12 protein-coding genes are annotated in these 12,425 nt (G+C 36.4%); 6 read left to right on the top strand and 6 right to left on the bottom strand.

Features of this window, described 5'->3' with window-relative positions; genetic code table 11:
- Positions 1 to 191 precede the first annotated feature (191 nt).
- The 4 genes from GVN22_RS02440 to GVN22_RS02425 all read left to right on the top strand — a co-directional run bounded on the left by GVN22_RS02440 (position 192) and on the right by GVN22_RS02425 (position 3,783).
- A complete protein-coding gene (locus GVN22_RS02440; RefSeq protein WP_166549483.1) occupies positions 192 to 884 on the top strand; it encodes a tRNA1(Val) (adenine(37)-N6)-methyltransferase in 693 nt (230 codons plus the stop codon).
- A gap of 61 nt (positions 885 to 945) precedes the next feature.
- On the top strand, positions 946 to 1,896 hold the full coding sequence (locus tag GVN22_RS02435) for a glycosyltransferase family 2 protein (protein ID WP_166549482.1): 951 nt from the start codon (positions 946 to 948) through the stop codon (positions 1,894 to 1,896).
- Positions 1,897 to 1,928: 32 nt separating this feature from the next.
- Positions 1,929 to 2,717, top strand: coding sequence for a ThiF family adenylyltransferase (locus GVN22_RS02430; protein WP_166549481.1), 789 nt, complete (start codon positions 1,929 to 1,931; stop codon positions 2,715 to 2,717).
- Positions 2,718 to 2,772: 55 nt separating this feature from the next.
- Positions 2,773 to 3,783: a hypothetical protein gene (locus tag GVN22_RS02425; RefSeq protein ID WP_166549480.1), complete on the top strand. Its 1,011-nt coding sequence runs from the start codon at positions 2,773 to 2,775 to the stop codon at positions 3,781 to 3,783.
- 61 nt (positions 3,784 to 3,844) lie between these two features.
- On the opposite strand, the gene GVN22_RS02420 is transcribed toward GVN22_RS02425, so the two are convergent.
- Both GVN22_RS02420 and lepA read right to left on the bottom strand, forming a co-directional pair.
- Positions 3,845 to 4,306, bottom strand: coding sequence for a GreA/GreB family elongation factor (locus tag GVN22_RS02420; protein WP_166549479.1), 462 nt, complete (start codon positions 4,304 to 4,306; stop codon positions 3,845 to 3,847).
- Between the two features lie 220 nt (positions 4,307 to 4,526).
- Complete coding sequence (gene lepA, locus GVN22_RS02415) at positions 4,527 to 6,314, bottom strand: translation elongation factor 4 (RefSeq protein ID WP_166549478.1); 1,788 nt, start codon at positions 6,312 to 6,314, stop codon at positions 4,527 to 4,529.
- 279 nt (positions 6,315 to 6,593) lie between these two features.
- Here lepA and GVN22_RS02410 point away from each other — a divergent pair, with 279 nt between their 5' ends.
- Positions 6,594 to 8,006 carry a S41 family peptidase gene (locus tag GVN22_RS02410; protein WP_166549477.1) on the top strand — a complete coding sequence of 471 codons (1,413 nt, stop codon included), beginning with the start codon at positions 6,594 to 6,596 and terminating at the stop codon, positions 8,004 to 8,006.
- Between the two features lie 34 nt (positions 8,007 to 8,040).
- On the opposite strand, the gene GVN22_RS02405 is transcribed toward GVN22_RS02410, so the two are convergent.
- The 4 genes from GVN22_RS02405 to GVN22_RS02390 are packed head-to-tail and all read right to left on the bottom strand — an operon-like array spanning position 8,041 to position 10,939.
- Positions 8,041 to 8,718 (bottom strand): LytTR family DNA-binding domain-containing protein, encoded by a 678-nt coding sequence (locus GVN22_RS02405; RefSeq protein ID WP_166549476.1) that lies wholly within the window; start codon positions 8,716 to 8,718, stop codon positions 8,041 to 8,043.
- Positions 8,719 to 8,765: 47 nt separating this feature from the next.
- Positions 8,766 to 9,785, bottom strand: coding sequence for a sensor histidine kinase (locus tag GVN22_RS02400; protein ID WP_166549475.1), 1,020 nt, complete (start codon positions 9,783 to 9,785; stop codon positions 8,766 to 8,768).
- 5 nt (positions 9,786 to 9,790) lie between these two features.
- A complete protein-coding gene (locus tag GVN22_RS02395; RefSeq protein WP_166549474.1) occupies positions 9,791 to 10,198 on the bottom strand; it encodes a hypothetical protein in 408 nt (135 codons plus the stop codon).
- Positions 10,199 to 10,207: 9 nt separating this feature from the next.
- Complete coding sequence (locus GVN22_RS02390) at positions 10,208 to 10,939, bottom strand: hypothetical protein (RefSeq protein WP_166549473.1); 732 nt, start codon at positions 10,937 to 10,939, stop codon at positions 10,208 to 10,210.
- Positions 10,940 to 11,394: 455 nt separating this feature from the next.
- On the opposite strand from GVN22_RS02390, the gene GVN22_RS02385 reads away from it, so the two are divergent.
- Positions 11,395 to 12,327 carry a hypothetical protein gene (locus GVN22_RS02385; protein WP_166549472.1) on the top strand — a complete coding sequence of 311 codons (933 nt, stop codon included), beginning with the start codon at positions 11,395 to 11,397 and terminating at the stop codon, positions 12,325 to 12,327.
- Positions 12,328 to 12,425 lie beyond the last annotated feature (98 nt).

The following is a 12,425-nucleotide window of genomic DNA, read 5'->3' as shown; positions in this document are numbered from 1 at the left end:
TGGAAAATCATTAATACATTTTGCATAATGTCTACAGCTCATAGTCTACAGTGTACTATGAGATTAATCTTGTTATCAGCTTTTTAGGAGCTTTCACAAAGAGAAATAAGGTGATTCTATTTATTGAAATTTTATTTTGATAACTTCCAGTCATTCACAATTCACTCATTCAACATTCACAATTAAATACTATGTTTCAGTTCAAGCAATTTACCATACATCAAGACCAGTGCGCCATGAAAGTGTCTACCGACGCTTGTATATTGGGTGCTTGGGTAGATGTTGCTCAGGCTGAAAATATTTTAGATATAGGCTCAGGAACAGGGTTGTTATCGTTGATGATGGCACAGCGAACCAACGCAGCTATTGATGCCATAGAATTAGACCTACCAGCTTTTGAACAAGCTAAAAGTAATATTGCTGAAAGTAAATGGAGTGATAGGATAGGAGTATTTCACGGAAAAGTACAAGATTTTTCTCCTGATACAAAATATGATTATATTGTGTCAAATCCTCCCTTTTATCAGAATCATTTGAAGTCCGAAAAGGTACAAAAAAATCAGGCTCACCATACCGAAACTTTAAGTTTTGAAGAACTTTTGGATTCAGTGCTTAGGTTACGGACAACTTCTGGTAAATTTGCAGTATTATTACCAGCTTATGAGGCAAAAGTACTAGAGAGTTTGGCAATCAATAAAGGATTACTTCCACAAAAAAAATTGACTGTTCGCCATCGTGAAGGCGCAAAGATTCTTAGAGTTATTGTTGAATATGGAAGTGAGCCAGAGATTCTGGAAAACACTGAATTACTGATAAAAGACGCTCAAGATCAATACACAGGTCAATTTAGCGCATTATTAAAAGAGTATTATTTGATTTTTTGATAAAGACACCGTCTATCATTCGTTATCGAGTTGTGCGGTAACATTTCTAATAAACAAAATTATGTTAGCAATTTCGATTGTAGTACCACTATATAATGAGGAGGAATCTTTGCCTGAACTTTGTGCATGGATTGAGCGAGTGATGGATGAAAATCAATTTACCTACGAAGTGATTTTTGTGAACGATGGGAGTAAAGACCGCTCTTGGCAAGTGTTGAAATCCCTTGCCGCACAGAATCCTCGTATTAAAGCTGTTTCATTTAGTCGCAACTATGGTAAATCTGCTGCTTTGCACGTGGGTTTTCAGAAAGCTCAAGGAAGTGTGGTGATCACAATGGATGCTGATTTGCAGGATAGCCCAGATGAAATTCCTGAGTTATATCGCATGATTACGGTTGAGGATTATGATTTGGTTTCGGGTTGGAAACAAAAACGTTTTGATCCACTTTCGAAAACCATACCTACGAAACTTTACAATGCGGCAATCAAATGGATGTCGGGTATTAATCTGCATGACAATAACTGTGGTTTGAAAGCCTACAAATTGGAGGTAATCAAAACAATCCGTCTGTATGGCGAAATGCACCGCTATATCCCTGTTCAGGCTAATTGGAACGGTTTTTCAAGAATTGGAGAAAAAGTAGTGCAGCATCAGGCTCGTAAATATGGTACAACCAAGTTTGGTATCGAACGTTTTCTTTATGGATTACTAGATTTACTTTCGATCACTTTCGTTCAGAAGTTTGGTAAACGCCCAATGCACCTATTTGGTAGTTTGGGTATCTTGTCATTTTTGGTAGGCTTATTTATTACACTTTACTTGATAGGTGATAAAATTTACAGCATTTCTAATCATATTCCTTTCCGAAATATTACTGATAATACGTGGTTTTATTTGGCGTTGGTAGCGATTATTATAGGTTCACAACTGTTTTTAGCTGGTTTTATTGGCGAATTACTAACCATGAACTCTGATAGAACTACTGATTATCAAATTAGAGAAGAACTTTAAAGATTTTAAGTAAAAGATATTTTCAATAAAAAATGAGTGATTTAGCTTGGCTTGGTAGAACCAAATTGTTGGTAGGTGACGAGGGAATTCAAAAATTACAAAATGCTCACGTATTAGTGGTGGGCTTAGGTGGCGTTGGTTCATTTGCTGCCGAATTTGTCGCGCGCTCAGGCGTCGGTACTATGACAATTGTAGATGGCGACGTGGTCGATCCATCCAATCGTAACCGTCAGTTGCCTGCCTTGGCAACCAACCATGGCGAGCCCAAAGCGGATATTATGACTGAGCGCTTGTTGGCGATTAATCCAGAATTGAAGCTAACAACTATCAAGGAGTTTTTATCTCCAGAAGCCGCAGAAAAACTTTTGAGCGAAAATCAGTTTGATTATGTAATGGACTGTATCGACTCCATTACACCTAAACTGACACTATTGAGTACTGCTTACAACAAAGGACTCAAAATCGTAAGTTCGATGGGAGCAGGTGGAAAAGTGGACCCAACATTGCTCAGAACTGCAGATTTATTTGATACTAGACAATGTTATTTGGCATCTTTAGTTCGCAAGCGTTTGCGTAAATTAGGGATTCGTTCGGGTATCAAAGCAGTCTTTTCTTTAGAAAAACACGATGATGATTCATTGATGCTAACAGATGGCAGCAACTTTAAGAAGTCTGCTTATGGGACAATTTCTTATATTCCTGCGGCATTTGGAGGTGTTTGTGCATCAGTGGTAATTCGTGATTTATTGGGCTATCCAATCAAAATGGAGAAAAAACCAAAAGAGATGGTAGCTCGTGAAAAGAAACAGAAAAAGAAATAATATACTTCATTACCAGTGCTTTATGGTTTTTTGAAGCACTGGTATTTCCTTTCTCATGCGTAGATTTATTTGGACTATTCTCAAGTTTTCGATTGTTCCGATTGTTGTAGGCTGTTTGTTTTTGTTGGGATACTGGTATTTTGATCCCTTCAAAGTGCTGCATAGCTACTCGGACTTTTCAAAACCTGTGATTGTTCCCAATAGAGATTATGTTTCTACCGAGACATTTATTCGCAATAATCCTCAGTTTCATTATAATTCTTTCATTTTTGGGAGTTCCCGAACGATGGCATTTAAGCCAGCACGTTGGAAAAAATATTTGCCTCAAAATGCAGAACCTTTTCTTTTCGATGCTTCAAATGAGTCTATTTATGGGATTTACACTAAAATCAAATGGCTAGATGGACAGGGAGTGGAGTTGAAAAATGTACTACTCATTATATGTCATGATCGTACGTTTACGCATACTTCAAACGTCGATAATCACTTGTATATCAAACATCCGAAGGTCTCAGGGGAGTCAACATTAGATTTTCAAACGCTATTTCTCAAAGCGTATATACAACCTGACTTTTGGATTCGCTATTATGGGTATCAATTATTGGGCTATCAAAGTTGGATGAAAGGCTTTATTCAAGAAAAGCCCATCTATTATGATACCAGAAATAATACCATCTATATGCCTTTTCAGGAGCGTTTGGTAAGTCAATATCCAGAAGAGTACTATCAGGAAAAAAAGGGAGTGTTTTATCAAAGAAAAGGTCAGCAGACGGATAAGTCAATTTTAATTGAATATCGTCAGGAAAAAATGCTTCAAGAGATAGCTGATATTTTCAAAAAGCATCATACGGACTACAAAATAATTTTGAGTCCATTGTATGAACAAGTCAAGTTTCATCCCACAGACTTGGCACTATTACAAAAATTGTTTCCTAAAAGAGTGTATGATTTTACAGGAAAGAATGGGTTGACCGAATATTATCAAAACTTCTACGAACAGAGTCATTTTCGTACAGGCGTGGGTGATGCAGTGATGAAGAAAGTGTATCGTAAGAAAAGAGAATGAAGGTTAGGAAACTAGACTAGTTCAAGACTTAGTCTCGAACTAGGTTATGATGCGTAATAGATCAAAAAATCTCCTTTATCGTATAATGATGACGATTAATTTGTGCTTCTTCACCAACAGTTTTTCCTTCTAATGCTTTAAATATTGGCGCTTGATCTGATACTAGCATATATCGTTCGCCATTTGCTTCAATTTGTGGCATGTTGATGGCAAAAATAAAATTGAAAAGCTCTGTTTTTACAATACTTCCCACACCAACTTTAGCGTCGATTTGTACATCTCGAAATAATGCTTCGAGTTTATTTAGCTCTGCTTTAGCATTAGCTAAGTGGATTTTTTCTTGCTGAATATCTTCAACATCTTCTTCTCGACGAGCGTCGTCACTTCCTCCGAAACTTCCAACTTCTAAAGAGGTAATACTTTCTTTTAAGTCAGAAAGACGTTTTTGAATATCTCTTACTAAGGTTTGTTGCTGTTGAATTGCTTTTTCAAAAAGCTGCTTTTTTATTGTTAACTTTTCCATGTTGCTTACGGTTTTGATTGATAGCAAGATAGAAGGAATTATTACCTAGAAGAATGAGAAAGATTGGATAAGTATATGAGTGAAGTTAGGTGAATACGGGTTAAGTTGGTAGTATATAAACGACAAAAGCCCAAACTTACGCTTGAGCTTTTATCATTTATCAAGAAAAGGAATTTTTGAAAAATAGTCATCATTCAAAAACACAATTTCTCATTTAATGCTAGTCTAGTTTCAATACAGCCATAAATGCTTCTTGAGGAATTTCTACGTTACCTACTTGACGCATTCTCTTCTTACCTTTTTTCTGTTTTTCCAACAATTTACGTTTACGAGAAATGTCACCACCGTAACATTTTGCTAATACGTCTTTACGAAGCGCTTTAACCGTTTCACGAGCAATAATTTTTTGACCGATTGCTGCTTGAATAGCGATTTCGAACTGTTGGCGAGGTAATAATTCTCTTAACTTTTCGCATAAACGTTTACCCCATTCGTAAGCTTTTTCACGGTGTACAATTGCAGAAAGCGCATCCACTGGTTCTGCATTGAGCATAATGTCAAGCTTCACCATGTCACTTTCTTCATAGCCTTTGAATTCATAATCCAATGAAGCGTATCCACGAGAAATAGTCTTCAATTTGTCAAAGAAGTCAAATACAACTTCAGAAAGAGGCATATCAAACTGTAACTCAACACGGTCAGAAGTCAAGTAAATTTGATTTTTGAGAATACCACGTTTGTCCATACAAAGCTTCATAATCGAACCTACATACTCAGATTTCGAGATGATTTGCGCTTTGATAAACGGTTCTTCTACGCTATCAATTTTGTTAGGGTCTGGTAACTCAGACGGAGCAGATACCCAAATTTCACCTTCGTTTGTGGTATTTACTTTGAATTTTACTGAAGGTACTGTCGTGATTACCGTCATATCAAATTCACGTTCCAAACGCTCCTGAACGATTTCCATGTGTAACATACCCAAGAAACCACAACGAAAACCAAATCCTAAGGCAGCAGAAGTTTCGGGCTCCCACACCAACGAGGCATCGTTCAATTGCAATTTCTCCATCGCATCACGAAGGTCCTCAAACTCGGTGGTGTCTACAGGATAAATACCCGCAAATACCATTGGTTTTACCTCTTCAAAACCTTGAATCATATCCAAGCAAGGTTTGTCGCGGTGTGTGATCGTATCACCAACTTTTACTTCTTTGGCATCTTTAATACCTGAAATCAAATAACCTACGTCACCTGCTCTTACTTCTGATTTAGGTTCTTTATCAAAACGGAGCGTACCAATTTCATCGGCGGTATATTCTTTCCCAGTAGCTACGAATTTTACTTTATCACCTTTTTTGATAGTACCATTATATACACGGAAAATAACTTCGATACCACGGAATGAGTTAAATACCGAGTCGAAGATAAGTGCTTGTAATTCAGAATCTGGATTGCCTTTTGGTGCAGGTACACGATCAACGATAGCATCCAAAATATCTTTGATACCAATACCTTCTTTTCCTGAAGCATGAATAATTTCGTCACGGTCACAACCCAAAAGATCTACTACTTGGTCTTTTACTTCTTCAGGCATCGCTCCTGGAAGGTCAATTTTGTTCAAAACTGGAATAATTACCAAGTCATGATTCAAGGCCAAGAAAAGGTTTGAGATAGTTTGAGCTTCGATACCTTGTGAAGCATCAACAATCAATAACGCTCCTTCGCAGGCAGCAATTGAGCGAGAAACTTCATAAGAAAAGTCAACGTGTCCTGGTGTGTCGATGAGGTTAAAAGTATAACTCTCGTCGCCGTATTGATAGTTCATTTGGATAGCGTGTGACTTGATAGTAATACCACGTTCACGTTCCAAGTCCATATCATCCAAAAGCTGAGCTTGCATATCACGCTTTTGAACAGTATTAGTAAATTCAATCAAACGGTCGGCTAGAGTACTTTTGCCGTGGTCAATATGTGCAATAATGCAAAAATTACGAATGTTTTTCACGTTTCGTTTAATTTATCTGTTGTTTCTTTTGCGATGCTTTTTGATACCTTAGGCATCGTAAACCCACAATTCTTCAAATTGTATTTACAAAATTACGTCCATTCCTCCGAAAAAGATAATAACCAGCCGAAAAGTTTAATCTTGTTTGGCATTCATAGAATACTTTTATGATTGTTTTGAGTCTGCACCCTAAACTTTACAATTGTTTTTTGAGCCAAAATGTTATTTTTTTGTTCTATAAAAATCTAAATCCTGTTGTTTTCTCTAAAAAAACTACCTATGAAAAAGTTATACTATTTGGCTATCCTATTAATTGGGGTGGAATTTGGTTTGTTTGCTCAAATCAGTTGTAATTGCCAAGAGAATTTGCAAAAGATGATTCAAAAAACAGAGTTAAATTATGCGGGCTTTCCCTCTAAAGTAAGTGCCAAGAAGGGTGTTGTCTATGAAAAACTCAAAACCTCACTATTGGAAAAAACCAAGCAAGAGATAAATCCCAAAGCCTGTTTTGGGATTCTGAAGCAATATGTAAGGTTCTTTGAAGACAAGCATTTTAGCTTTAGTTATCGTGAAAAATCAGCCAATGACAGTGTCGTTTTATCCATCCCCAAATCCTTTGCTAATAAATTCAACTTATGGGAAGGCGTATGGATTAATGAAGACAGTACTACCAAAATTGCGATAGTCAATACCGCCCCAAATGTTTACAAAGCACTCAAATTAGAGGGAAAAGATTCTTATCCGAAGGGATTTGTTTACTTTACTTTAGTGAAAAAGAACCAACATTGGTACGCCGAATTGTTTGATACCTTTATGTCCAATGATATCCCTGTTAGTACCAAAGGAAATCTATTGTTTATCTGGAATTTTAATATTTGGGCACGAATAGCCCCTCAAAAGGCTAGTATTGAAGAGATTAAGGAACTTTCTACTTGGCGCAATCACCAACAGGGCGTTCATTTTGAGTCATTGAACAAAGACTTTTTTTATATCAGAATTCCTAGTTTTGGTAATAATGATGGGTACATTCAATCACAAGTTGCTCAGTATCATCAAGATATTGTTGGGCATCCCTATTTGATTATAGATTTGAGAGCAAATGGAGGAGGAGAGTCTGGCTGGGTACATCTCTTACCCTACCTAATGACTAATCCTATCCGTCAAGAAAGGAGCATATTACGCGTTAGCCCCGAAAATGTGGTTCATAAACGGAATGATTTGTCGGGCTATGTAACCCAAGAGTTACCCAAAGAGTATCACAAATATTTCCCTGATACGATTATGCAGGCTTATCGACAAGCTTATGAGAAACTTCCCAAAACTACTGAAAAATTCTATCCAATTCCGAGTGTACAGTTTCCTTTAGATTCAATCAGTAAGAAGCCCCAAAAAGTAGCCGTGCTCTTCGATGAGCTTTGTGGTAGTTCGACAGAATACTTTTTCTACTTATTGAAACAATCTTCAAAAGTTGTTACTTATGGTCAGCATACAGTAGGAATGATGGATTATGAAGGTATGTCAAATCGTACAGACTTACCATATCAAAACTATTATTTGTATATCCCAATCAGTCAATCTTCATGGACTGCCAAGCATCCAATTGATGAGACAGGTTTTACCCCACAAGTGATACTGCGGAGTCCTAAACAACAGTGGATAAAGGAGGTAATGAAAGATTTACCGAGAAGATAGAACAGTTGTTTACTAACTATATGCCTTGGAGAAGTTATTTCAAACCGAAATGCTTTTCCAAGGTTTCTCTATACGAACTAGCAATCGGAATGATTGCATTTTGAACATGTAATTGATGGCGCTCTATTCGTTTGATAGCAGTAAAAGAAACTATATAAGATTTATGTACTCTAGTGAATTGACCAACTGGAAGTTGATGAATAATGTCTTTCAAAGGCATTCTAGTAATTACTTTTCGATCTTTTTCGTGGATGTAAAGTAAATTTCCATCTGACTGAATGAAAAGGATATCATTCCAGATAGTTTTTATCCAATCGTGTCCATCCTTTACAAAAAAGTATTCGTTTGTAGAATTACGCTGCGTCCTATTCTCTAGTGCACGATTACATGCTTCCAGAAACCTCGGAAAACTAATTGGCTTTAGGAGATAATCAACAGCCCTCAAAGAAAATCCTTCTACAGCATAATCAGAAAAAGCAGTAGTAAAAATCACTTGTGTTTCTTTGGGTAAAAGTTTGGCTAGGTCAGTTCCCAATAAATCGGGCATTTGAATGTCTAAAAATACTAATTCAACCGCCTGTTGTTTGATAAAACCCAACGCTTCCGTCGGACTGTGGAAGGACTGAAGGTGCTGAAAATCGGGTACTTTTTGAATATATCTTTCAAGAATAGCAACGGCAGCTGGTTCGTCATCGAGGATAATGCAATTCATAGGAATATTAGAATGTTATAGGTTTTAGTGTGCCAAATATCTTTAGCCTAATTACCAAGATTAAGTTTCAACTGAACACTAAAGATTTTGTCGCTTTTCTGAATATGAAACTCATTTTGATTATTGTATTCTAGTTTAAGTCTCTCTTGAACTTGTTTGAGACCAGTGCCAAGTCCCTCTCGACCAACAGCAAAATTGCTATTTTCGATTGAAAACTTCAAAGTTTGTTGTTCTAAAATAGCAGAAAGGCGAATGTAGCAAGGGTGTGATAGACTGAGACCATAGCGAAAAGCATTTTCTGCCAAGGGCATTAATAGCATAGGAGAAACGACGAATTTATTAGGAGAAATTTCCCATTGAAAGTCTAGCTCAATCATTGGACTTTGTGGAAGCCTAGCTTTTTGTAAATCAATATAATTTTGTAGAAAAGAGATTTCTTTATCCAGAGGAATCTTACTTTTGGGCGCTTCTTCAATAGCAAATCTTAATAAATCAGAAATCTTCAGAATCATATCAGCAGTGTTAGGACTTTCTTCTAGGCTTGCCTGGTTATAAACGGTATTTAGGACATTGAACAGGAAGTGGGGGTTAATTTGTGCTTTGAGCGCATGAAGGTCAGCTTCTGACTTACTTTGAAGCAATTGTGTCTGAAGTTGTTTGGTTCGTATATAGTCACATAAATAGGCTACCATCAAAATCAACACCAATCCTAGAAGGCTGATGAGAATGTTTTCATCAATGTATCCTTCAAAATGCCCTGTTCGAAATTGTAAAACCTCAAAAATTAGCCATAGCAACATTGAAACCCAAGGAAACCAAAGGGCTTGAACAGCAGGATTATGATGATAAACAATTTTAAGAAAAACCCATTTATAATGAATATATGCCAACCCTACTACCAGCAAGGAAATACCAATCCAACCTAGTAAATATTTGATATAGCCACTTTGCAAAATGAAACCTTCTTTGGATTCGGGCATAGCGGAAGCTTTCAGGAGAATAAGCCAATAAAGAGCTAAACCAATTGGTGCGAGAAAGCTAAGCTTTTTGATATTTTTTTGATTCATTGATTTTAAGGTATGGCAGAAAAATCATATTTCTTCATGTGTTTGAGCTCCTGTTGGGCTGATTGAGCACCTAATCTCCCAAGCATGATTTGGTCTTTGAAATAATCCAATTCTCGATATATTTTTAAATAATAGGTTTTGTTTGCTTCAAGGTTAATAACCGCTTTTACCTCAATTTTTTCCTGAATATTTCTTGAAATTTCGATTACTGTAGATTCTGCAGGAAGCTCAATTTCGATATATCTATTTTGAGATAATTCTGTGATTTTTTTCCCCTGAATGATGATTGAAACGCTACTGCCCCAAAATTCTCTTTCTCGCAAAATAAATAGTTTAGCTTTGGGGGCATCTGCGCTAGTGAATCTCAAACTAGCCCATACCAACGCGTAAAATACATTTATATAGAAGCTCATAGCCATTTGTCAAAGTTTTTTATGCCCAAAATGTAACATCACCTGTATATAAAAATTGGAGATTTTATCACTGGGTAATCCATCTTGAGATGGGCTATATTTTAGTTCCCATGGGACACTATTAAATCCTAGCCTGTAACCAGCTTTAAAGGAACCTCCTGCTGATTTTTGAGGTGTTCTATTAAAAAACTCGATACCAAAATCCATAAATGGTTGATTTAACGCAAAATTAACTCCTTGACCAAGTGTGTTAGGCAAAGGGTAGTTTAAATTATTACTGGAGGCTTTCACTCTCGTAATGTACTGATTATAGCTAGCATACCCTATTCCTCCATTAAGGTAAAAGTAATTATTGCGATCAGCCAAAAAAGCATATCCAATCGTGAAATTGGCAGTGTTTGCACTTGATTTACTCTCAAATGAGCCATAAGACTTCCCTCCACTTGTGGTACTGTAATTGATACCCAAATCAAACTTAAAGCGATTGTATAGCAAATTAACTTGTAATGGAATGTATCCTACAAACAAATTCGGTTTGGCATTGTAAGCTTCTAAGTATGATTGTAACCTAGGAAAAGAAATAAACTCCAAACAAGAAGACGGTAATCCAAGGCTTATTCTAAGCTGTGGAGTACTTTGAGCTGTAAATTTTGCGCTGGTGGTATCCTGTAGCTCAACTTCTGTTTGCGCCTGCGCATAAAAGGCAGTCATAAGTAGCAGAATTGTAAAAAATCTTTTCATCTTGTATGATGTTTAAAACCTATTGTAACCAATATTCATCTATTTTGAATATCTGTTTGAAGCTACTAACTACTTTGATGTCTATCAATATTTTGTTATCAACTATACCTACTTCGTGGTGAAAGTCCTTTTTTATGTGATTTTGGAAATAAGGTAAAACTCAGTTGACGGAATAGATTCTCTTTTAATTTCACTTAAAGAGAGCTTAAAATTTATAAAGCGGGGTAGGAAGAAATACACCCGTGTTTGCCAAACCCACTTAGCGACCGTATTTTCAAGAAAAGAAGGTATTGAAGTATCGGGTAATTGTATCTTATAAAGATAGAGTTGTGAAACATGGAGAATTTTTAGCGATTTATCAACCACTCATTTTTCATTTTGTTTTACAAATTCATTTTTAAGGAAATTTTAATAAATCACGCAATTGCCCAGAATATCCCAAAATTGCGTTGCACATGAACAAACTAAATTTACGTTTAATTATTATCGTTTTAAGTAGTATTTCTGCTCACTTTTCTACTCAAGCTCAAAACAAAGTTGTAGACCGCTTTACGATTCGAAAATCCTTTCAAACTAAAGAAGATTGGGCAAAACCCGCTGTTATTACATTTACCAAACCACAAGAGAAATCTGCATCTTGGCTACTAGACATGGCTATTGGTTATAGTGCTTATCATCATCCCCAAGGGACATTGTCGGTAATTCCGTACATGGAGTTGCATCGGAATACCTTGATTGAAAAGCCTCAAAGTGTCTGGATTGGTGGTGTCGCAACCGAATGGCGAATGAATAGTTTAGAACACAAAAAATGGTCTCCCGTTTTGGTGCAATCTTTCAAGTTTATGGAAGATAAAATCAAGCAAAATGCTTCTTTCCAAAGCAACTTTTATTTGACTCCTGTTTTTGCTTTTAAGGATATGAATCCTAAATATTTTTGGATTCCCAACCATCCTGTGAGCCTTGGAAGTAGACTGAGTTTTGTGTACACGCCCTATATTGGTATCGAAAATGAAAATCGTACTTACTCCGAAACTCACCTTTCGGCTGGTAATATTTATCGTGCATTCGGACGTATCTCGACTGATATTACGTTTTATCCTTCCAACAATAGCCTAAAAGGAAAGCTGGACTTATCTCTCGACTGGCAATATCGCTACAACTATTACCAAACGGTTTCCGATGTGAAAAATAGTACGCAGCAGTTTTTAAATACCAGTCTCAATTATACATTTTTTACCTCTGCGGATGGTAAAAAAATGAGCCAAATTGGATTTGATTATACCATTGGCGAAAACCCAACTGAAGGCTTCGAGAAACAGTCGTTTTACACCGTAGCGCTAAAATTTAGACTCAATTTGGGTGGCAATAAAACAAAGGTGATTCTTTAGTTTTTAGGAGCAAATAGAAATGAAAAAGATATGTATTTGTTTATTAGGGTCATTTTTTTATCCTTTAAACCTAAAAAATAATGCTTTGATTTTTAAAG

It is taken from the genome of Cellulophaga sp. BC115SP, assembly GCF_009905545.1.
GTDB classification, from domain to species: domain Bacteria; phylum Bacteroidota; class Bacteroidia; order Cytophagales; family Spirosomataceae; genus Flectobacillus; species Flectobacillus rivi.
Note: the sequence above shows the minus strand (reverse complement) of the source record. Positions and strands in the feature narration are given on the sequence as shown.